Raw genomic sequence first — 25,206 nt, forward strand, 5'->3', positions numbered from 1 at the left:
TAATACCCTAAAGAGTAGTAGCCCGCATGGAGCTGGAAAAATGCGGGGATCAGCAATGAATGGGATCAATTTGACCCCATTCGTTTCTCAATAATTAAATAAGGCGAATGCTTTTTGCAAGGTTGACCAGATCCCCCATGCTAAGGGCAGACTGACGTAAAGCCAAAAGAGCAATAATAAGACATTGTTTCTAGAAGAAGATTTTGAATTATGCATAATAAGTGATCGTTGTATTAATTATCTGTTGTCTGTTCAAGTCCAGCGTTATCAGGATAGGGAAAAATGCCATCCACTTCATCCAATTCGTCATGTTTTATATGGTGTTTTTCATGCACCGGACGAATTAACAAATTACAGACAAAACCTAAACTTAACAACCCTGCCATAATATACATAGTTACGCTGTAAGCATCCGCCTTAGCAACGCCTTGGTCAATTTGAAATTGACGAATATAGTTCACTAAAACAGGCCCTAAAACGCCGGCGGTAGCCCAGGCGGTCAATAACCGTCCATGTATGCCTCCGACATATTTTGTGCCAAAAATATCTGCCAAATAAGCGGGGATTGTTGAAAAACCACCGCCATACATGCTTAATATTAAGGCATAGAAGATAATAAACAATCTCATATTACCTGATGCGCCAATAGATGGAACTGAGGCATAAAGCGCAATACCTAAAACAAAGAAAATAAAATAGGTGTTTTTTCGGCCGATATAATCCGATGCCGATGACCAAAAGAATCGGCCACCCATATTAAATAAACTCAGTAAGCCAACAAATCCAGCGGCGGCAGCCGCTGTGATCGTGCCTTTAAAGATTTCTTGAATCATGACTGAAGCCTGACCAAGTACCCCGATACCCGCCGTGACATTTAAACAAAGTACTAACCAAAGCAAATAAAATTGCGGTGTCTTGAGTGCTTGATCAATATGAACATGGTGCTTCGTGATCATGTTATTTTCCACCACAGGTGGTACCCAGCCCTCTGGTTGCCAGTTTTTAGGTGGCGTACGGATAGTTAAAGAACCAATCAACATCGAAACGAAATACAGGCAACCCATCACCACAAATGCTTCCATAACCCCGACTGAAGTAGCTGATTTATAATGGTCCATCAAAGCAATAGATAAGGGTGCGCCAATCATAGCGCCACCGCCAAAGCCCATAATTGCCATGCCCGTAGCCATACCGCGTCGATCAGGAAACCATTTAATTAAAGTCGATACCGGAGAAACATAACCTAAGCCCAGACCAATTCCACCGATCACGCCATAGCCTAAATAAAGCAGCCAAATTTGATGCCAATATACACCCAGCGCAGACACTAAGAAACCACCACCGAAACAGCACGCAGCAACAAACATAGTCAATCTAGGCCCTACTTTTTCCAGCCATTTTCCACCAAAAGCAGCAGATAAACCTAAAAAAACAATCGCTAAACTAAAAATCCAGCCTATTGTTGTTAATTGCCAATCTTCTGAAGTAGATTCAGTAATACCAATCACTCGAGTGAGTGGATTATTAAAAACACTAAAGGCGTATGCTTGACCGATACATAAATGTACCGCTAATGCAGCTGGTGGAACCATCCAGCGATTATAATCAGGTTGGGCAACAATACGTTGCCTGGAAAAAAAGTCTAACATCTTGTTTCCTGGTTTATTCAATAAGAGCTGATGTTACGCATATTGATTATGAGAGCATCAGGTTTAAATTCTGAGTGATTTGCGTAATGTGTTATTTTAATCGGGTTTTGGCACTCGAAAGCGAATTTTTTTCTTTTGCGTTGCTAAAATAAAGGTAACTCAGCATTTGGTGTGATTATCATCTCTTGTTAAACCTGGAAACCTCAGTTAAAGTAGATGCGCAAGGCCTGCAGTGACCTTTACCGCTTTTGCGCCTAAAAAACCTTAAGCAAAATGCAGGGAAATGATGTTGTACGTATGATTGCTACTGATCCAGCCGCACACTTGGTTATCGGGATGTATATCGATCAAAGTGGCCATGAAATGATGGAATATTTTAAACAAGAAAGCAGGCATATTTTTGACAATCGTGAAAAATAGCTATGACTTTTAATCAAGACTGCCCCTGGGGTATTCCGATGACTCCTCGAACATGTTAACGGTTGGTTGGTGCTATAATCCTAGAAACCGCAGTTGAGTACGGATTTTGTGGGAAATCTGAGTATGAAAGACAAGGCACAGTTCGCAGGCAATGGCCGTAGCCCTTGGCAAGAGCTGTAACACGGTATTTCGTGCTCAGATTTATCCACAAAACCGTGAAGCGGAATAGAGTCACCCAACAGGTGACAAGCATTTACGATCATTATATTTTATATTCTGTCGCATACTATTTTATAGCGGTCAACTGCGGCTTCTAGGATAATGCTAAATAACCAAAAAAGGAGAGTTGGGGGAGGGCTTATTAGAAATTAGGCTGCTTTAATATTACCGTGCGGGTAATGGAAAATTCAAAATAGCAACGTTGAGCAATATCGCTTTAACAACGCCTTATCAAAAAAAACATATCAACCAGGTATTTTCCCGCCGAAAGTAAATCTTATTAATTAGAATTTAATAATATGCTAAACTTATTTACAATCTACCTATTTATTCATAGCAGGGATTAATAATGAAAATAATACGTTTTATATTGGTTTTAGTTTTAACAGGTTTTTTACTTTTTTCAATATCCAACTTGCTGGGCGTTAATGGTGAAAATAATCCTATTGCTGTCCAATCTGGAACCTCCAGGGACTATGTAAAAGTTTCCAGAATATTGCAGAATAAATGCGTCGATTGTCATTCCCCAGGAATGACTAGAATGCCAATATATTCTGAATTACCTATTGCTCGTCAACTTATCGAAAATGATATTCAGCAGGGGAGCGAAAGATTTATCTTAAGTCCCGGGATATATAGTGGCAAAGAGCCTTTCACACCTCTTATGCTGGCTAGGTTGGAACATGTTATTATCAATAATAACATGCCACCCGCTCTATACCTTACTATGCATTGGAATGGCAGTTTAAGTGCAGATGAAAAGCAAACGGTTCTTACATGGATAGCCAAGGAACGAGGTAGACATCCATGGAGTAATGAATCTGCGGAAGGCTATAAAGGCGAACCGGTTCAGCCACTTCCTTTAAGTGTTGAATTGAATCCTGAAAAAGTTGCTCTGGGTAATCAGCTGTTTCACGATACACTGCTTTCGGGAGACAACACTTTATCTTGCGCATCTTGTCATGCTTTAAATAAAGGGGGAACGGATCAAGCTCAAGTGGCTACTGGAATTCGAGGACAACAAGGCCCCATTAACTCACCTACAGTGTATAACGCCATGTACAATTTGGCTCAATTTTGGGATGGACGCGCTAAAGACCTTCAAGCACAAGCCGCTGGTCCTGTCGCTAATCCGGTTGAAATGGGTGCAGATTGGGATAAAGTCATCACTAAATTAAATCAAGACAGTGATTACACCAGTGCTTTTAGCAAACTTTATCCTGAGCAAGGTTTAACCAAAGCAAATGTGACGGATGCGATTGCTGTTTTTGAAGAGTCATTAGTAACACCTAACTCACGTTTTGACCAGTATCTACGTGGTCATGAGGCAGCGTTGAATCCCGATGAAAAAGCGGGTTATGAATTATTTAAAAATAACTGTACTTCCTGTCATTTTGGGCCTGCACTAGGCGGCTTATCTTATGAAAAAATGGGTGTTAAACAAGATTATTTTGCAATGCGCGGTGGTGATTTAACAGAGGATGATAATGGCCGCTATAATGTGACCAAAAATGAAATTGATCGCTATGCTTTTAAGGTTCCCGTACTGCGTAACGTTGAATTAACTTATCCCTACTTTCACGATGGGTCTGTCAATGAGTTACCAGAGGCTGTTCGTATCATGGGAATCACTCAGCTGGGGAAAAATTTCAGTGCAGATGAAATTGATAAAATGGTGGCTTTTCTGAAAACCTTAACGGGTGAATACCAGGGTGCCTCATTATCGAGTTTAAAAGACCCTCAGTAGGGTGGATACTTCCAGCAATTATCAACTTATATCCAAAAAAAGGCAGTGTGTAGTGGTCGAAAAATGTGAGTGAATAGTTTAGGCTTCTCACTTAAGCCGGTGCAGCCAGTAATTTCAAGGGAGTTAAGTGTGGCCTTGTCTCGAATTTTTCCAGGCAATAGTAGTTCACTCATTTGCTCTAATAGCCAAGAAAATAAATTGGGAAACTCGATTGCAAATAATCGTTCAGCAGCTGTTGTGCCATCACTTCGCTTTAAACCGTAATTATGGATTAAAGCGAAGTGCTCTTAAGCAAACTTGGGGTTAGTTCTAATATTACAACATTTATTATGCTGCTATCAAACGCATGGCCAGACCTTTAAAGCACAGGGTAAAGTCTAATATTCCAACAAAAATGTATGATTGTTAGAACTGATCCTAAGTTCGAAAGGTCTTTACGGTAACGATCAGTTTTATTTATCTGGAGAAATATACCATTTTTTCAAAACCTGCAATGTCTGGACTGCTGAAGCACTGTGGGCTGTCCAATCCGGCCCGCTTTGATCTATCTTTTTTTGAATGAATAATTCGCAATTCGGGGCCTGACCCTTATATTTTCTTAGATTTTTGCTTCAGTAGAACTATATTTCATTGTTTAGAACAGCTTTAGCAATTGGTGACTCTACAAGCCTTTCCAGTGCTACATCACCGACTCGTTTAGAAATTACCGATGCCTGCTTATCTGATATTTTTTGACGGCTTTCCGTAAGAGTTCTTGCCCCACTTCTCATTCGGTTTAGAACATAATCCGGCAGCTCATGGTCTTTAACAGACAAAACTCCCTTACTAAGTGAAATTCTTCCTGTTCTCCACCCCTTGTTGCTGGATAGTTTGATTGGGCAGAGATGAAGAAAATTTAAATACTTTACATATATAAATGAATCAGTATCCGTTGTAAGAATGTCGTGCTCAATAGCCCGAACCAGATACATATTAAAGTCACTATCTGAGGAGTTGACTGGTTTATCTAGAAGATATAGAAGCTGACGCTGCTCACCTGGATTCGGAGATTCCCCCAGTAGATATTTCCTAAGTCGATTAATTGCTACAGGAACATGGCGCAACATGTTTTCGTCAAAGTGACCAAGTTCATTTTTATAGTATGCATAAGCTAGAACTCTAAATGAAACAGAGGCCAAATATTTAGTTAGCCAAGTGTCATATGAAAACTTACTCTCAGATCTTTCTTGATATTTAAAGAATATCTCGTTAGCAAATTTCGTTTCCCAAGGGCTGAATAAATCTTCGCAGTCACCACATAAGAAAGGTAACTTCACACCGTCTTGTGTTGACTTATTTGGGTTATCTGTTGATCGCATATTCCCGGTTGGTGATGTCTTTTGAGGTAACGAAAAACAAATTTTGGAATTATATGGCTTATTTCCAATCCTTTCTCTTCTTCACACAATTTGCAATTACTCATCAATGGTGCTCCTGCATATAACATTGTAAATATATGTAAAAAAATCCATGTATCGTCATATTAAACCCTATAAAGTGGATATTTTTACTTTGTTTTTCCACTTTCAGAAAATAGCCAGCAATATAATGGAAAGCAAGACAGTCCTAATGATGATAGAGGGGAAACATTGTTACTCGACCTGTTTATGTGCATTTTGTAATAAGTCGTATGCAATCAGCGAAAATACAGCCCCTATAATTGGTTATAAAGTATTTTTATCAGGAATAAAGACTTTACTCAGAGAGTGGGGAGTCACCATTATAATTTAATTTCCATCTATTGATTATATATCCTTAAAAGATGGAAAACATATCTAGATTTCTCCATTGTTTCTTAGAACGATCAAGAGGGGTAGCCAGCTTGATTTCTATAATTTTGACCTTTCACGTCTCCCATCCTATTAGATTATATTTCAGGAATAAACATCGTTCCTTCTGCGACCTTAACGGCCTCACCACCCACCCGTATGGTGAGCGTATCTTCTCCTTTATGATCCATTTCCAGGTTCAGTACACTACGGCGCATTTTTTCATTGCCTCTTTGAACGGCAAACGTGTAGGTGCCTTTTTGCATATGTTCGAAAGAACATAAAAAAGCGGCCAATGAAGGTATGGCAGTCCCTATGGGCGGGTCATCATGAATACCAATATTCGGACCTACCAGACGAGCGGCAAAATCAGAGTCTTGATACGGTGTTTTAGGCGAGACTAATAATATTTCTTGTGCGGCTGTTTGGGGTGCGATTGACTGACTCCATGCGGATAAATTAAATACTGCATTGCGTACTGTTTCATAATAATAAACCGGCACAATCAAATAGGGCATGCCGCACGAAACCAGCCGGGTACAGTATTTCTTAGCATCAATATGTGCTTCTTCTATACCTAAAAAACTGGCCAGTTCGCCTTCTGTCGGGGCGAAGAAGTCGACAATTGGAGAGACGGTACGGGTAAACTGGACAAAGCTGGGTTTACCTTCAGTGCTGGTGACATTAGCCTGAACCGGTCCGGTATTTTGCTCAAATACGACGGGTGTATAAGTGTCCTCAAGTTTCAGTTGCCCGCAGGCGGCTAATACATAGGCGGCTGCAATAATCGGGTGTCCTGCAAAATCGATCTCCGTTAAAGGGGAAAAAATCTTCATTCGAAAGTGATTCTTTTTACTTTCTGTTCGAGACAGGAAAACGGATTCGGTTAAATTAAGTTCTCTAGCGATTAAGCTCATCTGTTGCTGGCTTAAGCCTTCTGCTTCTGGGAAAACAGCAACCTGGGCGCCATTGAAAATCTGCTTGGTAAAAACGTCAGCGATATAATATGTGTATTTCATTATGCTATTCCCCTAGGCTTACTTCTACGCGATTATTTTTTATGTGAATAGCATAGACATCGACAGCGACACTTGCATCTTCAAAACAAACGCCTGTGATCAGGCTGAAATGTTGTTTGTACAAAGGGGACGCCACCATTGGTTCGCCTTTGATATCGCCTAATAAACCACGTGATAATACATGAATTTTACCAAAAGGGTCATAATTATTAAGTGCATAGACTGCATTTTCTTTGGGCATATAAAAAATAGCTACTTGCTTATCCTCAACTAAAGCACACACTCCTGAATCGGGTTGTAAGTCTTCTACAGAACAAATATCAATCCAGTGACTCATTACGCTTCCTCCGCTACTGCCAGGTGTAGCCGTTCTTCTTCGTTTGCAGGCCGTATTTGTCCACGTTCTTCGACAAAAAGTATATTTTCATCAGTTTTATCACTATTAATAAAATGGCGAAAGCGTTTTAACTTGCTCTCATCGGCAATGGTGGTTTTCCACTCACATTGATAGGTATCAACAACATGCTGCATTTGTGCTTCCAGGTCCGCACAAAGTCCCAATTTATCCTCGATAATCACTGATTTTAAATAATCCAGGCCGCCTTCCATATTTTCCATCCACACTGATGTGCGCTGCAAGCGATCAGCGGTACGTGAGTAAAACGTTAATACACGATCGATATATTGAATCAGTGTTGCTTTGTCTAAATTAGTAGCAAATAAATCGCCATGTCGTGGTTTCATACCGCCATTACCACAAACATAAAGATTCCAGCCGCCTTCCGTTGCGATAATACCAATATCTTTACTTTGTGCTTCTGCACATTCACGGGTACAACCGGACACTGCAAATTTAATTTTGTGCGGTGAGCGTAAACCCTTATAACGATTTTCCAGTTCTACCGCCAAACCAACACTGTCATCAATGCCAAAGCGGCACCAGGTACTACCGACACAGGACTTTACCGTTCTTAAAGATTTACCGTAAGCATGGCCTGATTCAAACCCCGCATCGATCAATTCCTGCCAGATCAGTGGTAATTGATCGACACGCGCACCAAATAAATCGACGCGCTGGCCACCGGTTACTTTAGTGTACAGTTTATATTTTTTTGCTATCTGGCCAATCGCAATCAAGCCATCAGGTGTTACTTCACCTCCCGTCATACGTGGGACAACCGAATAGGTACCATCTTTTTGCATATTTGCTAAAAAGGTGTCGTTGGTATCCTGCAGGCCAAGATGCTCGGTTTTAAGAATATAGTCATTCCAGCACGAGGCAAGAATCGAACCCACTGCCTGACGGCAAACTTCACAGCCTCGGCCTTTACCATGTTTTTCTAACAGGTCATTAAAGGATTTTATTTCATTAACCATAATCAGGTTATATAAATCCTGGCGAGTATAAGCAAAATGTTCACAGATATCGGTATTGACTTCAAATCCTGATTTGGCTAATTCACAATCCAGAACAGATTTTAATAATGCACTACAGCCGCCACAACCGGTTGCAGCCTTAGTGCATTCTTTTAAAGCCCCCAGTGTATGATTGCCGTCTTCAACGGCCGAGCAGATTTGTCCTTTGGTGACATCAAAGCAGGAGCAGATTTGTGCTGATGCAGGCAAGGCGTCAGGTCCTAAACCAACCGATTCATCTGAGCGGGCAGGCAAGATTAAACTATCCGGATTCTCGGGTAAATCAATGCCATTGAGATAATATTGTGATAAAGTACCGTAGCCTGTAGCATCACCAACCAATACGGCGCCGAGTAATTTCTTTTTATCTGCACTTACCACCAGGCGTTTATAAATTTCATCTGCACCATTCTGGTAAGTATAAACGAGCGCACCCTGTGAGTTGGCATGAGCATCGCCGATACTGGCAACGTCAACCCCATTGAGCTTTAACTTGGTGCTCATATCGGCACCGGTAAAACTGGCTGCTTGTCCTGCCAGATCGGCGACTACAATACGCCCCATATTGTAGCCCGGAGCAACCAGGCCAAAGGTTTGTCCATTCCAGACAGCACATTCACCAATGGCGTAAATGTCCGGATCAGAGGTTTTGCACTGGTTATCAATGACAATACCGCCGCGTGAACCGACTTCTATGCCGCTGATGCGAGCAATTTCATCACGAGGACGGATACCTGCTGAAAATAAAATAATATCCGTTTCCAGTTCAGTGCCATCAGCAAACAGCATTTTGTGTTTGCATTCTGTACCGTCAATAATTTTTTGCGTGTTTTTACTGGCTAATACCGAAATACCCAAAGCTTCAATTTTATCCGCCAGCATTTGTGCGCCGCCTGCATCAAGCTGAGCCGACATTAAGCGTGGCGAAAACTGGATAACATGGGTTTTAAGTTCCAAGTCCATCAGCGCTTTTGCCGCTTCCAGACCCAATAGACCGCCCCCGACTACTGCGCCGACTTTGGCATTTTTAGCCGCAGCTGCCATATTTTCCAGATCTTCTATGGTTCGATAAACAAAACAATTTTCACGGTCATGCCCTTCAACAGGGGGCACAAAAGGATAGGAACCCGTCGCTAAAACCAGTTTGTCATAACTAATAGTAAGCCCTTTTGCTGACGTGATCTGGTTATTTTCTTTATCAATAGTAACGGCCTTATCACCCAGATGAATTTTGATATTGTTATTTTCAAAAAAACCTTCAGTGACCATGGACAGGTCTTGTGCCGTTTTTCCTGAAAAGTACTCTGACAAATGTACCCGGTCGTATGCCGGGCGTTTTTCCTCACAGAAAGTAACAATGTTGTAGTTGTTTTTTATATCGCTAGCGACCAGGGTTTCCAGAAAATTATGTCCGACCATGCCGTTACCGATAACAATCAGGGTTTGCTTTTTGCTCATGCTATCCTCTATAGATGCGTAAATCTTATTTAGATTGATATGCATGTTATATGCCATTCCTTAAGTTATTGTATTTTATTCGGTCTGTATGTCGTTGCTGCAAACCATAAAAAGTCATGCTCTGTTGTGGTGCGATGCAGGGCGCTTATTGGTGCGTTAGCAGCGGCATGTGCAAATAATCAAATGAACGAATCGTTCGCTAGCTATGGTAAATAAACGGGAAGTTGCCTCTTTCTGTACAATAAATTAGGCGTTTAAGCTTGTACAAAAATAGAACTTTAATTTTTGTACTTTTTGATTGCAGTGTTTGCGCTCCATGGAATTATATTTTGCTTAATTTCTGAATAACAACTTTATAAGTGCATGAAAATAAATACTTAAATATATTTTATGCCTGGCATGGATTAAAATTTTAAAAAATGCATTAATAACATTTGCACAGGCTAGTTTCGGTACTATCATCCGCGTACGATTTCTCCTAATTTCAAGGAATACTAATGCAAGATCTTTATATAGTGGTCGATGCCCCAGAAGACTGGGCACCTTATTACCCCAGTAGTGAACTGATCAGTGTTAAGGATTTTTTATCACTACAGGTTGGCAAATCAGCCAAGGCTAAAGTGATTAATTTGTGTCGTGATTATGGTTATCTAGGCACGGGGTATTATTGCTCATTGCTGGCAGAAGCCAGAGGGCAGCGAGTCATTCCCTCAATACGCAGTATCACCGATTTGAGTAATCATCACTTTTATCAACTATATGATGAGATGGATGAACCTTTAAATAAGTATTTACAACAGGATAATCATGCCTTGATGACCAAAATATTTTTTGGTCAAACGAGCATTCCGGCACTGGAAAAAATTGCCCGGCAATTATTTGAATTATATCCCTGCCCAATTCTTGAAGTCAGTTTTGCGCATCCTGTCAAATGGCAAATTGAGACTATTATGCCTGGTAGTCTGGTACAGTTAAATGAAGCCGAGCAAAGCGAGTTTGCTTCGGCAATTGATCAGTACAGCCGTCAAATATGGCGTAAACCCCGGTCAAAAAAACGCTATCGTTTCGAGTTGGCCATATTATGTAATTCTCAGGAAAAATTACCGCCGAGTGACAATAAAGCGATTAAAAACTTTATCCGTGCCGGTAATGAATTAGGGATTGATGTTGATTTGATTGATGCCAATGATTATGCGCGTTTACTGGAATATGATGCTTTATTTATCCGCGAGACCACAGCAATAGATCACCATACATACCGCTTTGCAAAACGTGCCGAAAGCAAAGGTCTGGTAGTATTGGATGATCCCGATTCTATTTTAAAATGTACCAATAAAGTCTTTCTCGCGGATTTGCTTAATGCCAATGGTGTACCTACACCAAAAACTGAATTACTGCTCAGAGATAGTGAGTTTGATTATGCCTATTTAGAACAGCAAATCAGCTACCCTGGTGTGCTGAAAATTCCTGATGGTTCATTTTCTATCGGGGTGGTTAAAGTAGCGAGTCGTGAAGAATTACAGCAGCAATGCGCAGAACTATTTAAAAAATCCGCAATTTTACTTTATCAGGAATATGTAAAAACAGATTTTGACTGGCGCATCGGCTTTTTAAATAACAAGCCAATTTATGCCTGTAAATACTTTATGGCGCGTGATCACTGGCAAATTTATAACCATGGCAATACCGGTACCAGTAAAAGCGGAGGCTTTGAGTCCATGCCTGTGCACCAGGTACCTAAAGAAGTGATCAAGGTTGCCAGTAAAGCCGTTAAATTGATTGGTGATGGCCTGTATGGCGTTGATTTGAAGCAATTACCTGATCGAAATGTGATTATTGAAGTAAATGATAATCCCAGCGTAGATAGCGGTGTTGAGGACCAGTATATGGGCTATGATTTGTATTTAACCATTATGGGGGAATTTTTACGTCGACTTGAGCGTCAGCACATAGCGTGAGGATTTATGTATATTCCAGTTGATTGTTTTGCAAAAAAGTACACAGAAGCCAGAGACAAGTTTTTAGGCGCGTGTCAGGCAATAAAGGGTGAGTTGTTATCGTATGAAAACAACATTGACGATGTTAACCGCGCCTTGGTGACGGATATTTTCTACTTAGGTTCTAAAAAGGCGCGTAATCTATTAGTGCTTATAAGTGGTACGCACGGTGTTGAAGGTTATTGTGGCTCGGCGGCACAAGTTGATTTTTTGCGTTATGTACCGAAAATGGACGCTGATAGTGCTGTGCTTTTAATCCATGCCTTGAATCCCTATGGTTTTGCTTTTGACCGTCGCGTTAATGAAGATAATATCGATTTAAATCGTAATTGTGTCGATTTTGCAAACAAGCCGATCAATAAAGATTATCAGACTTTAATGCCGGATTTAAATCTGCAGGACTTAGATGATGATAGTTTGGCGCATAGCCAGAAAAAATTAGAGCATTATCGTCTGGAATGGGGAGACAGGGTATATGAGCAGGCAGTGAGTGGTGGTCAATATACTGATGCAACCGGTCTGTTTTATGGTGGCAAAGGCCCTAGCTGGTCCCATCAGCTTACTCAGCAATTGATTGATGAATACACTGTTTCTGAGCGGCAAAAAGTTATCGTGCTGGATATTCATTCCGGGTTAGGGCCTTATGGCTATGGTGAAGTGATTAGTGATCACCCACCCGAGAGTGAAGGTGCAAAATGGGCACGGCATTGTTTTGCTGTTAATATGACCGAGCCGGCTGCAGGGACCTCGAGTTCAGTACCGAAGCACGGGTTGATGGATTATTTATGGCATATGCATTTACCCGACAAAGGTTGTTATGTCACGCTGGAGTTTGGTACCTTTGCCGTGGATAAAATGTTTGCATTATTACAACAGGAAAATTATTGCTGGCATAATCCTGTTGCCCTGGAAAAAAGACTGGTGATACAACAGCAATTACGTGAATATTTCTATCCCGAGTATCAGGATTGGCAGGAAATGGTGTTATTTCGTTGTCAGCAGATTATTGCTATGTCCTTGCAAAAATTAGCCCATGAGTAACTCTGACGTCAATTTTCGTTTGGCCACTAAAGCCGATATAAGTCAGTTGGTACTGATTGAAAACAGCTGTTTTACGCAGGATAAAATGACGCAGCGCAATTTTTTATGGATGCTGGATAAAGCACATGCGGATCTTATTCTGCTGGAAGTTGATGGGAAAATAACCGGCTATGGTTTGCTGTTATACAGGCGCGGTACTTCTCTGGTCAGACTTTATTCACTGGCAATTTTACCTGATCAGCAAAGTAGCGGATTGGGTAAGGCCCTGATGCTGGCACTGGAAAAAGCGGCACAACAACGCGATTGTGTTTATTTGCGGCTAGAAGTCAGGCGAGATAACGAGCGCGCTATAGCACTCTACCAGCGTTTGAATTATCGCCAGTTTGACCGTAAGCTGGATTATTATGAAGATCACAGCGAAGCCTTGTGTTTTGAAAAGCGGATTATCTATCCACAGCCGGAAACGCGCCTGCAAGTCCCTTATTATCCACAAACAACTGAATTTACCTGTGGTCCGGCATCATTGATTATGGCCATGTCGGCCATAGATAGTCGGATTGAACAATCTATGGCGCATGAATTGCAATTATGGCGTGAATCGACCACTATTTTTATGACAGCAGGTCATGGTGGTTGCGGTCCGCATGGTCTAGCTCTTGCAGCCTGGCGACGCGGGTTTCTGGTGGATATGTATCTTAGTCAGCAAGATACATTATTTTTCAATACCGTCAGAAGTAAAGAAAAACAGGCTATTATTTCTCTGGTACAACAGGATTTTCTGCGCCAACTGGAGCCAACATCTGTCAGCATACATTATCAAAATATAGAAATGGATGCATTGATCGCACAGCTAGATGCTGGGAATATTCCTTTAATTCTTATTAGTACTTATCGGATTAATCGCAACAAAGCGCCGCACTGGGTGGTTTTAACTGCACATGATGAGCACTTTATTTACTTGCATGATCCTGATGTCGATGATGAAAAACATGCCAGTGTGACAGACAATTTTTTTGTGCCTGTGCCTAAATCAGATTTTCAAACCATGGCAAAATTTGGCCGTAGCCAACTACAAGCCGCATTAATAATAGCAAAACCATGACCGATAAAACGCTCCACTGTATTACGCTTTGCTTGGCTAACTCTTTTGATTTTCCAACCCTTTGTAAAAATTTTCTTGCTAATAATCGAGCTGTCTTATTAAAGGATGTTTTGCTCATTGAACATAATCAAGCTTATTCGGTGATCTTTCCCTATGGCGTCGTTGTTCATTGGAACGTTACATTAGATGAACGGCGCAAGTTACACACTCAACTGTGTAGATTTGCAATTGGGATTCATGAGGAAATTCAGGAAGATGATTTTCGCTACATAACTAATGCCCTGGAGAACCGTATTAAGTTTGACTGTATTGAAATCAAAGCGGGCGATGACACTAATAACCTGATTGCTGTTGCTCATGCTATGGCCCAGTCTATTAATCTTTCTTCATTTGAACAACATGCACAGGAAACTATTGAAAAGACCAAACATTTACCTGAATCATTAGCTAAAACGGGGCACATTAATTTATCTAAAAAAGCACTGGCAAAAATTCGTGGTCAACTATTTCTGACCAATAGCGATATAGTGCTGAAGTTTGATTTACTGGATATTCCAGAGTTTTTTTGGGAGCATCCAGAGTATCAGGCTTTATATATGCAAATGGCTAATTATCTGGAGTTGCAACAGCGCACAGATATATTATCCAAAAAACTGGACACCATTCATGATTTGTTAGGGATGCTGGCTGACGAACAAAAACATCAGCATTCATCTACGCTGGAATGGATCATTATTGTTTTGATTATGGTGGAAATTGTGATTACTCTGGTTGAGAAACTGATGTAACTTTGCTTTCTACTGAAACCGTTGCAAGAGGGATATATGCAAGGGGAATTAAGTGTATTTCCTGTGTTTTTGAATTGCCGAACGAATAAGGATTGATTGTGTGAGCAAGAAGCAAGGCATCTTGGCAAAGCTCTATTTTGCGCAGAATGGCTAACAAGCTGCTTTCAGTAATATATATTATTTATTTGCAGAACCATAGCCCTGTAATTCCATAAAACCCTGACCAGTATGGCTTCCTTCAACATTCACAGCTCCTTCCCAGTAAGTAAGGTAAGTGGTTAATCTGGCATCAACTTCACTGTCGTTAATAATACTGCTAATATTTAAATCAATTTTTTTGCCGGGTATTTTTAACTTCCAAAATATAGGATAACTGTTGCCTGTTTTTTTACTGTGCCATTCTCGACCGGGTGTCAGGGTAAATTCTGCTTGATCTAATATTTCTGTGGTTCCATTTTTGGCAACAGTAACAAAATAACGTACTGGATTCCCTTGTTTATCACGCATCTGGTAGATCATTAGGTCAACGCCATTATCGAGTTGCAGGCTAAACCAGTCCCAGGATAATTTAGCGGGTAAAAAATCTCCCCATTGGTGGTCAAACCATGAAATGCCAGTAACATGTTCTTTTATACCAGCAACTTCGAGTGTTCCAGTTACATTCATTCGGGTACGGGAATAGTAATAGCTGTCTCCAGCAATATCTAAAGAAATAATGCCATCTACGCCATGATTTACAACAGGTTCCAGGTCTTCTAATTGCAGATCAAATGCAAACTGATCATTGGCTACTTTGAGTTGGTCATGACCATTTTCACCGTGCATAAACCAGTTCTGATATTTAAACAGGAAGCTATTTTTTACGCCGACCGATGGATTGCCGGCGGTTCTACTTTGGTCGGTATAATGCCGCTTTTTCGTGTGATCACCTAAAGAGCTGTGGAATACGGTGTGGGTCATTAAGTTATTAACGAGAAAGGTTGTAAAATGAAAACTATACTCTTTTCCACTCTCTGTTATTAAGCGGCCATTGTAATACCACCACTCCATTGTATTAGCATGGTAGCCATCGTCTCTGGGTAATATAATATTTTGCTTGGCCTTTGCCCGGCTATCAAACCATTGTGTTGCCACTTTTGGTTTAGTGAGTTCATAAAACGCCCAGCTACTAACAGCCAGGGTAAAAATAACCACCACCAAAATCATGATGTAATTTTTACTTTTCTTTTTATATTTTTTTTTTACCCGAACTTTGGTCTTCATAATGATTGCTTGTTACTGTAATCTGAATGTATTGTTTTTTGTCAGTTGAAGGATTTTGCTGTAATGGCGCTCAGACAGTTAACAATATACACAAACAGGCAACAGTAAAAAAGCTTTAGTTTTTTCTAGTGAAATTAACAGGTAAAGCTATCCGGTTCCTTTATTGTTAAAGGCGGGTTATGAATGAGTATTTATGGCAATATTACCAGGTGAAATGTAAATTCAGGAGATACTGTGCAGCCGCTGTAATATTGAAACGCATTTTGGGTATCGGTGAGTAGTTTCTTTTCCTGAAACTGCTGTAGTTCTTTAGCTTATTTACGCGGGTTGTGATGCCTCAGTAAGATAATGCTTGGCGCGGCCACATATGCGGTTTTCTAGCGGCCGATTTTAGCCGATAGCCGCGTGTTGCTGAAACAGTTGCGTAGCTTGAGCTTGCTATGCGTCTGTTTCAGCGCCTTGCTCTGAACTAAAATCAACTCGCTATACAACCGTATCCGTGACCGTGCGCAGTATAGTATGAAAGAGAGAAATAGGTAGATTAATGGCGCACAGATAATAATCGCAGAGACAAGAAAACTTCTGTCTCTGGAAGATTTAAAGACCTTAGAAGATGATGCTGCCTTGTAGCCAGAACTTGTTGGTATCTTTAGTTAATGCCGGGTCATATGCCACGTTGCCATTTACATCGGCTGCATCATAAAAAGCATATTTGGCGAGTAGTTGATAATGTTTGCCAAATTTTTTGGTGATTAAGAAATCATATTCATTACCATAGTTGATACTGTTAGTGACACTCTGGAAATTATGATAAACAAACGCCATTTTGATGCCCAGAGGTTCGGCACCCAATGTTGTATTAATATCACGTACACCATCTTTAGGCGTGACCAGGAACTTATCTGCCCAGCCCTGGAATTTATGATTGGTACCAAAAGGCGTCTGGAAAGCACTGATACCATTGGCGCCTAGCTCTTCTACAGCGCCTTTGAGGGTAACCCCCATAAAGCTGGCTCCTCCCATAATACTGTAACGCCCCAAAGTAAAGCTATTCGGGTTATTGGCTAAATTAGTCTGGAAACTGTATTCAGCCCGGTAATGCAGTTTTATATCTTTGGTAATTTTGGGTGAGCCAGTTACACTTAGGCCATATGACTGAGCTGATCGGGCAGCTTGTCCCTTATCATAATCTGAAATCCAAAAACCATAACCAGTCACACTGGCAATGTCTTTAAATTTATAGTTAGCGTTAGCAAACGGGAATTGAACTTTATCTTTTTGAGACCAGATATTTAGTACCTGACCAATATAGCCAGTTTTCAAGGTCAAATTGTCTATAGATTTATTGGTGACGAAAACTGAGTCATAGGTTTGCTCCATTTGACGCCAACCAACATTACCGATGAAACGTGAGTCGTCAATAATGATTCGCTGTCTACCACCAATAATTGCTGTATCTGGAATACCTTTATAGCTTACCCATAACTGATTTAATTCACTTGCCTGAGGATCAGCAACAACTTCACGGTTCGGATCAAAGCTAGGACTTGCAAGGGGGGCAAAGTAATCTTTTTGTAAGGCAAGGTCGCCTTCAAATTCAGCAAAAGCTTGAAAACTTTTGAATGCAGGCGTCAAATAACCAAGGCGTAAACGTATTGTATTGGCATACGCTGTCTCCCGGCCATTGTCGGCAACATCGGCCAATTCAAAACGGTAGCGTAAATCAACTTTAAACTGGCCGTATTTTGCATCATCCTGATTAAGTTTTAAGGCACTTTCGACAGATTTATCGAAATCATAAGCAACAGCAGGTTGTATATCAAGGGCTGCCAGGATGACAGAGGACAAAGCTGTTTGAATTAAACGCTTAGGTTTCAGGGTATTGTTTAGTTGTGCAGGCATAAGAGTACTCTCCTAAGGTAATTAAAATCAATGTGCTTTATCGCATTCAGCCAGGAAGGTTAATAAACTTTCTCGGTATTTATAATAATCTGGATGCGCTAATAAATTTTTTCGTGTTCTGGGTCTAGGTAAATCAATTTCTTCGATTTTACCGACTTTGGCATTAGGTCCATTACTCATCATGACCACGCGGTCGGCTAATAAGATAGCTTCATCGACATCATGAGTGACCATAATCGCAGTCACCCGGGTGCGTTGCCACACTTCCATTAACACTTCCTGTAATTCCCAGCGCGTTAATGAGTCAAGCATGCCAAAGGGTTCATCGAGTAATAATAATTTTGGTGACAGGGCAAAGGCACGTGCAATCCCGACGCGTTGACGCATGCCATTAGATAGTTCGCCAGCTTTTTTAAATAAAGAATCACCTAATCCCACACGGGTAATATAGTATTCGACGATATCATTGCGTTCTGATTTGGTCGCATGGGGATAGACTTTGTCTACACCTAATAAAACGTTTTCAAAAGCCGTCAGCCAGGGGAACAAACTGGGGGCTTGAAAAACTACACCACGGTCAGGACCTGCGCCAGAGACTTCTTTATTGTCCAGAATAATCCCGCCCTCGGAGACCTCATTTAAACCTGCTGTCATAGAGAGTACAGTCGATTTTCCACAACCTGAATGGCCAATAATAGAAATAAACTCGCCTTTTTTTATGCTGAGTTCAAAACCATCGACTACTTTAACGGTGCTGTTGCCATCGGGGGTAGGGTATATTTTCGATAACTGGGAAAATTCCAGGTATTTAGGCTTGCCGATATCATCTTTTGTAGGTTTTAGTGCTGAATGATCATGCTGCCAGTCATTACTGGTATTGGGACGGACATTAGGCAGAATAATTTTATCACCACCTTCCTGACTGGATTTTTCAATCCCGATATCCATCAAGTATTTAGTAATTTCAGCACGTAGACGTTTAAATTCTTCGTTGTGATTCAGTGCCGTTCTGTCTCTAGGACGTGGAAGATTAATATGGAAATCAGGCCCCAGTGTTGCGTCAGGTCCAGGGTTTAACGGTATAACGCGATCCGCCATATAAATAGCTTCATCGACATCATTAGTTATTAAAACAACAGTTTTCTTTTCTTTTTCCCAGATACTGATGATTTCATCTTGCAAATTACCTCGGGTTAAGGCATCCAGGGCACTGAGAGGTTCATCTAATAATAAAATATCAGGGTTTGCCGCCAGGGCGCGTGCCACGTTAACTCGTTGACGCATACCACCTGACAGTTCAGCAGGCTTTTTATCCATGGCATGGCCTAAGCTGACCATTTCTATGTATTTTTTGCTATGCGTGGCACGTTTTTCAGATGACCAATGTTTAAAAATTTCGTCGACAGCCAGAGCGACATTTTCAAAAACAGTCAGCCAGGGCATGAGTGAGTAATTTTGAAAAACCACACCTCTGTCAGGGCCTGGAGAGGTGATAGGCTCTCCATGTTTTAATAAATCTCCCGTGCTCGGTTGAATGAGTCCGGCAATGGCAGAAATCAATGTGGTTTTGCCGCTACCGGAAAAACCAACAATGGCGATAAATTCTCCGTCTCTAACATCTAAATTAATGTTTTTTAAGATAGATGTTTTTGCTTTGCCTTCACCATAGGATTTACAAACATTTTTTAATTCTAATAAGGGTTTGACTGCATCATTTGATGCAATTAGTTTTGCGTTGTCGCGCATAATATCTTTTTCTAGTGCTGACATATTTGACTCCGATTAGAGATTGTTACCATCAAAAGAAAAGATATTTTGTAAAGACTGCATAATGCGGTCCAGAATAAAACCGATAATACCGATGGTGAACACAGCCACCATAATTCTACCCAGGGAATGCGAGCTGCCATTCTGAAATTCATCCCAGACGAATTTACCTAAGCCCGGGTTTTGCGCCAGCATTTCGGCTGCAATTAAAACCATCCAGCCCACACCTAATGACAAGCGCATACCAGTGAAAATATAGGGCAGGGCAGAAGGCAAAATGATTTTTCTGATTTGTGTGTACCAGTTAAGGCGTAACACTTTACCAACGTTAACCAGATCCTTATCAATGGAAGCAACACCGACCGCAGTATTAATTAAAGTTGGCCATAAAGAGCATAAGGTCACAGTGATTGCCGAGGTTAAAAATGATTTTTCAAACCAGGAATCATCGGTGGTGACGTAAAGCGCACTGACAATCAAGGTAACAATAGGCAGCCAGGCTAGCGGGGAAACCGGTTTAAAAATCTGTATTAAAGGGTTAATAGCAGTATTAAACAGTGGACTCATGCCGCAAATAATACCGACGGGTACAGCAATAATAGTGGCAATAAAAAAACCGGCAAATACAGTATATAAGCTGGTAATAATCTGATCCCAGTAAGTTGCTTTTCCTGTATAAGGACGCTTTTTTATTTCAGCGTCAGGGTTTTTGGCTAACTTCTTTGCATTGCGGGCTTCCTGGCGCTGGTGAAAAGCGACTTCTTTTAGGCGTTCTTCCTTATGATCAGCTACTAAACCGCCTACTTCATGCCAAACAGCGGAGGGGCCAGGGATTGTTCCTAAGCTGGTATGAATTTGCGTTGCGGAGGCACTCCACAATCCGAGGAATATGATAAAGGCTATAATGGGCACGCCCATGATTAACCAGAGTTGCTTGACTTGCTGTGTCGGGTTTTCGCCGGCAGCTATTTTAACGAAAGGTACAAACCACGTAAGTCCCGTTATATTAAAGAATTTGATCAGTTGATTGGTCATTGTTGGATACCTGTTTTGCGGCATTGCATAAATAATCGATTGTCTTTATATTTTTTTAACAAGAGAGATACATCCTTGTATCAAAAAACTTCCTTATTAAAAGTAGCTTACAACTATCCTACATAGGGGGAAGGAAGGCTTGGCTCAAGTTAGTCTATGATTTTTCCACCCACAACTTTTTGATTACCTTTTAGACCAATCGAGAATTTGGATAAATAGGCATTAGGGTGTGAGCCATCGTAGATAATATTATCGATAAAGTCTTTTTGTGGTGGTTTGAAGCCTGATTCGTTATCAAGCGGGAAATCAATTGCATTGGCTTTGCCCTCAGCAATCAATTCTTTAGCTGCTTTCATATAGATGTCTGGACGGTAAACTTTTTTCGCAATTTCCATAAACCAGGCATCTGATTTAGGTTCGTTGATTTGTCCCCAGCGACGCATTTGTGTCAAATACCAGATGGCGTCGCTGTAATACGGGTAAGTCGCTTTGTTTCTAAAGAATGTATTAAAATCAGGCATCGGGCGTTTGTCGCCTTTTTCATACTCAAAAGTACCGGTCATGCTATTCGCGATAACATCGTAGTCAGCGCCTACATATTTACTTTCAGATAAGATCTTGACTGCTTCCGGACGGTTTTTGTTATTGTCCGCATCGAGCCAGATTGCCGCACGAATAAGCGCTTTAATAACAGCAAGGTGAGTATTTGGATTTTTATCTGCCCAGGCTTTACTGACACCAAAAACTTTTTCAGGATTATCTTTCCAGATTTCATAATCGGTAATAACGGGAACACCGATCCCCTTAAATACAGCTTGTTGATTCCATGGCTCACCTACACAATATCCATAAATAGTATCTGCTTCCATCGTTGCAGGCATTTGTGGTGGAGGCGTAACTGACAACAGGACATCTGCATCAATTTTTCCGCTGGTATCTTGTGGTGGTGCATAATAACCAGGGTTAAGACCGCCAGCCGCTAGCCAGTAGCGTAATTCGTAATTATGTGTAGATACAGGGAATACCATGCCCATATTAAACGGCTTACCTTCACTTTTATATTTTTCGACGACTGGCTTTAATGAACTGGCTTTAATAGGATGGATCGGTTTACTAGCTTCCATAGGGACATGAGCTTTCATTTGAGCCCAGATGTTATTGGAAACGGTAATTGCATTGCCGTTTAAATCCATGCTGAAAGCCGTGATAATATCGGCTTTAGTTCCAAAACCAATGGTCGCTCCCAGCGGCTGACCAGCGAGCATGTGTGCACCATCAAGTTCGCCGTTAATAACGCGGTCTAATAATACTTTCCAGTTGGCTTGTGCTTCTACCTGGACAAATAAGCCTTCATCTTCGAAGTAACCCTTTTCGTAGGCAATGGCTAAAGGTGCCATATCGGTTAATTTAATAAAACCAAATTTAAGGTCTTCTTTTTCAAGGTTTTCAACTGCATTAGCAGCAGAACAAATTGTCAGAGTTGTTGCTGTCAAAGCAACTGATAGTGCTGAGGTTAATTTTCTTAAAGTAAACATAGTCGTTTCTTTCATGGATATCCTCGGTGAGAACAATAATTTTTTACAAAAAAAAAGCGTCTACAAACTGAATGCATAACTGGGGGGGGAAATGCATTCCGATTGAAGACGCCTTTGTCTGGTTGGCTCAGCTTTGAGCCCTTATTTAAACCCCGCCGTTGGAGTTATATGTTTATGTCTATGCATTTGGCATGCCAAAATGTAAGGGTAAAAATATATTACTTAAAAAATCGTTTTAATTCAGTTGTTTATGTTGTTATATTTCAATTAGACAAGCTGGTGGCAGTTGTTTTAACGAGATCATATTGCACTAAAACAGGGCTTTATTTCGTACTTGCGCACAAAAAAGAGAGCGTGGAGCATATTTTAAAAAAGAAAAGTGACGACAGCTGTGAGTGCACCTTTATCAATCACAGGCACTGCAAGCAAAGAGCTAATGGCTGCCGGGTCGGATGTTGCACCATTGATATTGCTTTTACCAATAACGGGAACCCCGGTAAGCCAGGCTCGACCAACTGAACCTTCGCCTTTAGCGATGGTTTTACTTTCAAAGATACTGGCCAAGGCGTTATTTTCTTTTCCGTAAGCCGTCTGGCAGAGTAATTTTTTATGTTCTTTATCTGGTAACCATATTTGCATACGCTTGGCTATGGGGGTGGATTTGGCTGATAAGAAAGTCATGATGTAGACTTGCTCCTGATGGATGGCAACGGGTATGCCGATGCCTTTGGTGATTTCTGCCTTTTTGGCATCCCTGCTTCTAATAAACACAGGGCTGTTGCCTATATCTTCCATGATAATAGGGCACTCTTTTTCCCAGACAATGCCGGGTAAGCCACTGCCTTTTAGCAATGTGGTTTTACGGGAAATTTTTTCAAAATAGTCTAAGGTTCCGTAGTACCCATCTATGACATTGAGCTCATTATTGTGCTCAGGAGTGTTGGCCCAGACTTCGATTGCGCCCATATGATTTTCATCCCCTCCGCATAGAAACACAATGACAGCCATTAAAAACTCGCCTGCCATGACTGGCATACCTATTGCGCAGGTTAGTCCCGCTTTTTGCGCGGCCTCTGTTCGTTCATAATATGGGCTTTCTAATTCGGTAATAATAATAGGATGTCCTGCTGCCCAGACATTGCCAGGGAGGCCCTGTTGATAGGCAAATTGTTTGCGCGCACTGATTTCGCCAAATTCCTTGAACTTTCCATAAATACCATCGGCTAATTCAAGATGAGTGCGTTGTTTATTAGGAATCCAGATTTCAGTAATTTTAATAAATGTTTTCATCAAGTTAATTTTGTTTATGGTTCTATGCTCGATATACAACTATAGAAAGCATTAATAGTCATTTCCAGTCTTGCTGACTTTATACAGAATATAGGCTTTGTTACTCAATGGAATTCTAGCTAAGTGGGCTGCTATATTCTAGTCTGATGGCTGCATATTATTTCCTGATTACCCATAACCCTCAGCCATATTCAAGCTCGCTCGTCATTCCTGCATGTTGTTAGCAGGAATCTATAGGCCTAAGCAATAGATTCCCGATAAAAGACTTCAGGAATGACGAAGTCGGTTTTTTATAAAAAACTGATATTAAGGCTTTTTTCATAATGGTTGAGCCTTGTACGTAATCAAGTATTATTTTATAACGCTTATTTGAGGCATCAAGATGCTGTTATATGCATACATTATACCGGTGATAAAACAATACAAAAATAATTGGCATTTGTCGTGCCAAGCTGCTTGAAATCTTTTATTTATTGAGTAATTTATCTATATTTCAATAGGATATGTATACCATTCTGGTTTTGTGCAATAAATAATATTTACCATGTTGAGTTACGCGCATTGAGATGGTGCGTATGTGTTGGCATATGCGCTATTATGGTGATTACGGTGTGTAGTAGGCGAATCCTCTGTCGCTAAGTGATTGATTATCCATTTGCCCGCGCTTAGGATATTTTACTTTTAGGGTCAGGCTAGATTTTAAAGTGGTATAAAACCTGCTTGATAATATATGACTATTTATATAAGGAAAAAATAATATGTCCAAAATGAGTCATATCAGTGTTATTGAAAAGTATGATGAGCACCATAATGAAATTCATAGCATGCTATCTTCTATTTTGACCTGTTTCTCCGATGAAAAAGTGTTTGAACTAAATCAAAAAGACTTAAAAGAGATGCTTAATTCTTTATGTAGCTATTATCCTTTTATTAGCCTGTTGTACCTACTGGATGAATCTGGCAAGCAAATAAGTATGAATGTTCCGGGGATGAATTTTAAAAATCAGCCCAAAATCGGGCGTGGTTTAGATAGAAGTAAACGTCCTTATTATTTATTAGCAATGAAGTCTGATTCGGTTGCTGTCACAGAGCCATATTTATCCAGTATCAAAAGGGAGCTATGCCTTTCAACCAGTATTAAAGTGTGTGATAACAGTGGACAGCTTCTCGGTTTTATCGTCCTGGATATTGATTTGTCGGCAATCTTGTCCTTTTTAACCGGGGATAGTAAGCGTAAACATTTTGAGCCCTATTTTAAAGCAATGTACTCGTTGATTGTTCTCGGCCTATTTGCTGTTTCACTGATTTTATTGTATGCGGCACTGAGGGAATGTATGCAAGTGCTACATATTTTAATATATCAACCCGGTGAGATTGTTATGCCATTTGGTGTAGTAATTTATTTAACCCTGGCACTGGCCATTTTTGATTTAGCCAAGACCACTCTGGAAGAAGAGGTACTCTTATATAAGGATATATTGCGCCATAGTTCAACTCGGCGAACGATTACCCGTTTTGTTGCAGCGATTATTATTGCAGTCTCAATTGAAGCATTATTAATGATTTTTAAATCTGCCTTACATGATGGCGAGCATATGCTGGATGCAGTCTGGGTAATGTTGGCATCGGCCATGCTACTACTGGCGCTGGGAGTTTATATCTATCTCGGTAGTAAGGCGGAAGTCATGTTGGTTAAGGGGCGCAATAAAGTAAATACAGGCGACAGAAGTGGATAATTGATTTTTATTAG

The 25,206-nt window shown here is 40.7% G+C and carries 21 protein-coding genes; 8 read left to right on the forward strand and 13 right to left on the reverse strand.

The window, feature by feature from the left end; all coding sequences use genetic code 11:
• Nucleotides 1-87: 87 nt before the first annotated feature.
• Both AU255_RS21540 and AU255_RS06000 read right to left on the reverse strand, forming a co-directional pair.
• Nucleotides 88-216, reverse strand: coding sequence for an MFS transporter small subunit (locus AU255_RS21540; protein WP_456299070.1), 129 nt, complete (start codon nucleotides 214-216; stop codon nucleotides 88-90).
• 17 nt (nucleotides 217-233) lie between these two features.
• Entirely contained in the window at nucleotides 234-1,649 is a 1,416-nt protein-coding gene (locus AU255_RS06000; protein ID WP_080522026.1) for an L-lactate MFS transporter, read from the reverse strand.
• A 273-nt stretch (nucleotides 1,650-1,922) separates the two neighbouring features.
• Here AU255_RS06000 and AU255_RS06005 point away from each other — a divergent pair, with 273 nt between their 5' ends.
• Nucleotides 1,923-2,069: a hypothetical protein gene (locus AU255_RS06005; RefSeq protein ID WP_233144566.1), complete on the forward strand. Its 147-nt coding sequence runs from the start codon at nucleotides 1,923-1,925 to the stop codon at nucleotides 2,067-2,069.
• Nucleotides 2,070-2,637: 568 nt separating this feature from the next.
• Nucleotides 2,638-4,035, forward strand: a complete 1,398-nt coding sequence (locus AU255_RS06010; RefSeq protein WP_080522027.1) for a cytochrome c peroxidase — start codon at nucleotides 2,638-2,640, stop codon at nucleotides 4,033-4,035.
• Nucleotides 4,036-4,061: 26 nt separating this feature from the next.
• On the opposite strand, the gene AU255_RS21310 is transcribed toward AU255_RS06010, so the two are convergent.
• On the reverse strand, nucleotides 4,062-4,307 hold the full coding sequence (locus AU255_RS21310; RefSeq protein ID WP_408606487.1) for a DUF6399 domain-containing protein: 246 nt from the start codon (nucleotides 4,305-4,307) through the stop codon (nucleotides 4,062-4,064).
• Nucleotides 4,308-4,437: 130 nt separating this feature from the next.
• Between AU255_RS21310 and AU255_RS21315 the strand changes: the two genes are divergently transcribed.
• A complete protein-coding gene (locus tag AU255_RS21315) occupies nucleotides 4,438-4,578 on the forward strand; it encodes a DUF2459 domain-containing protein (RefSeq protein ID WP_080522028.1) in 141 nt (46 codons plus the stop codon).
• Between the two features lie 77 nt (nucleotides 4,579-4,655).
• On the opposite strand, the gene AU255_RS06020 is transcribed toward AU255_RS21315, so the two are convergent.
• From AU255_RS06020 to nirB, 4 genes are all read right to left on the reverse strand, one after another.
• Nucleotides 4,656-5,393 (reverse strand): hypothetical protein, encoded by a 738-nt coding sequence (locus AU255_RS06020; RefSeq protein ID WP_198942546.1) that lies wholly within the window; start codon nucleotides 5,391-5,393, stop codon nucleotides 4,656-4,658.
• Nucleotides 5,394-5,941: 548 nt separating this feature from the next.
• Entirely contained in the window at nucleotides 5,942-6,862 is a 921-nt protein-coding gene (locus AU255_RS06025; protein WP_080522029.1) for a PhzF family phenazine biosynthesis protein, read from the reverse strand.
• Between the two features lie 4 nt (nucleotides 6,863-6,866).
• A complete protein-coding gene (gene nirD, locus AU255_RS06030; RefSeq protein ID WP_080522030.1) occupies nucleotides 6,867-7,199 on the reverse strand; it encodes a nitrite reductase small subunit NirD in 333 nt (110 codons plus the stop codon).
• The gene (nirB, locus tag AU255_RS06035; RefSeq protein WP_080522031.1) at nucleotides 7,199-9,736 is read right to left on the reverse strand and encodes a nitrite reductase large subunit NirB; all 2,538 of its coding nucleotides are present in this window, start codon (nucleotides 9,734-9,736) and stop codon (nucleotides 7,199-7,201) included. Before nirB ends, nirD begins: the two co-directional genes overlap by 1 nt.
• A 497-nt stretch (nucleotides 9,737-10,233) precedes the next feature.
• Here nirB and AU255_RS06040 point away from each other — a divergent pair, with 497 nt between their 5' ends.
• Genes AU255_RS06040 through AU255_RS06055 form a run of 4 tightly spaced genes read left to right on the forward strand, consistent with a single transcriptional unit; the run spans nucleotide 10,234 to nucleotide 14,664 of the window.
• Nucleotides 10,234-11,694, forward strand: a complete 1,461-nt coding sequence (locus AU255_RS06040; RefSeq protein WP_080522032.1) for a RimK family protein — start codon at nucleotides 10,234-10,236, stop codon at nucleotides 11,692-11,694.
• 6 nt (nucleotides 11,695-11,700) lie between these two features.
• Entirely contained in the window at nucleotides 11,701-12,774 is a 1,074-nt protein-coding gene (locus tag AU255_RS06045; protein ID WP_080522033.1) for a DUF2817 domain-containing protein, read from the forward strand.
• Nucleotides 12,767-13,876, forward strand: a complete 1,110-nt coding sequence (locus tag AU255_RS06050) for a GNAT family N-acetyltransferase/peptidase C39 family protein (protein WP_080522034.1) — start codon at nucleotides 12,767-12,769, stop codon at nucleotides 13,874-13,876. Before AU255_RS06045 ends, AU255_RS06050 begins: the two co-directional genes overlap by 8 nt.
• Nucleotides 13,873-14,664 carry an RMD1 family protein gene (locus tag AU255_RS06055; RefSeq protein WP_080522035.1) on the forward strand — a complete coding sequence of 264 codons (792 nt, stop codon included), beginning with the start codon at nucleotides 13,873-13,875 and terminating at the stop codon, nucleotides 14,662-14,664. The genes AU255_RS06050 and AU255_RS06055 overlap by 4 nt, the downstream gene beginning before the upstream one ends.
• Nucleotides 14,665-14,841: 177 nt before the next feature.
• Here AU255_RS06055 and AU255_RS06060 read toward each other — a convergent pair whose 3' ends face one another.
• The 6 genes from AU255_RS06060 to AU255_RS06085 form a co-directional block, all read right to left on the reverse strand.
• Complete coding sequence (locus AU255_RS06060; protein WP_080522036.1) at nucleotides 14,842-15,927, reverse strand: lipocalin family protein; 1,086 nt, start codon at nucleotides 15,925-15,927, stop codon at nucleotides 14,842-14,844.
• A 606-nt stretch (nucleotides 15,928-16,533) separates the two neighbouring features.
• Nucleotides 16,534-17,829, reverse strand: coding sequence for an alginate export family protein (locus AU255_RS06065; RefSeq protein WP_080522037.1), 1,296 nt, complete (start codon nucleotides 17,827-17,829; stop codon nucleotides 16,534-16,536).
• A 27-nt stretch (nucleotides 17,830-17,856) separates the two neighbouring features.
• Nucleotides 17,857-19,599 carry an ABC transporter ATP-binding protein gene (locus AU255_RS06070; protein WP_080522038.1) on the reverse strand — a complete coding sequence of 581 codons (1,743 nt, stop codon included), beginning with the start codon at nucleotides 19,597-19,599 and terminating at the stop codon, nucleotides 17,857-17,859.
• Nucleotides 19,600-19,611: 12 nt separating this feature from the next.
• Nucleotides 19,612-20,631 (reverse strand): ABC transporter permease, encoded by a 1,020-nt coding sequence (locus tag AU255_RS06075; protein WP_080522039.1) that lies wholly within the window; start codon nucleotides 20,629-20,631, stop codon nucleotides 19,612-19,614.
• Between the two features lie 149 nt (nucleotides 20,632-20,780).
• Nucleotides 20,781-22,181, reverse strand: a complete 1,401-nt coding sequence (locus AU255_RS06080; RefSeq protein ID WP_080522040.1) for a CmpA/NrtA family ABC transporter substrate-binding protein — start codon at nucleotides 22,179-22,181, stop codon at nucleotides 20,781-20,783.
• Between the two features lie 351 nt (nucleotides 22,182-22,532).
• Nucleotides 22,533-23,456, reverse strand: a complete 924-nt coding sequence (locus AU255_RS06085) for a GAF domain-containing protein (protein WP_080522041.1) — start codon at nucleotides 23,454-23,456, stop codon at nucleotides 22,533-22,535.
• A gap of 758 nt (nucleotides 23,457-24,214) precedes the next feature.
• Between AU255_RS06085 and AU255_RS06090 the strand changes: the two genes are divergently transcribed.
• Nucleotides 24,215-25,192 (forward strand): PDC sensor domain-containing protein, encoded by a 978-nt coding sequence (locus AU255_RS06090; protein ID WP_233144567.1) that lies wholly within the window; start codon nucleotides 24,215-24,217, stop codon nucleotides 25,190-25,192.
• The last annotated feature ends 14 nt before the right edge of the window (nucleotides 25,193-25,206 follow it).

Source organism: Methyloprofundus sedimenti, from assembly GCF_002072955.1.
GTDB lineage: Bacteria > Pseudomonadota > Gammaproteobacteria > Methylococcales > Methylomonadaceae > Methyloprofundus > Methyloprofundus sedimenti.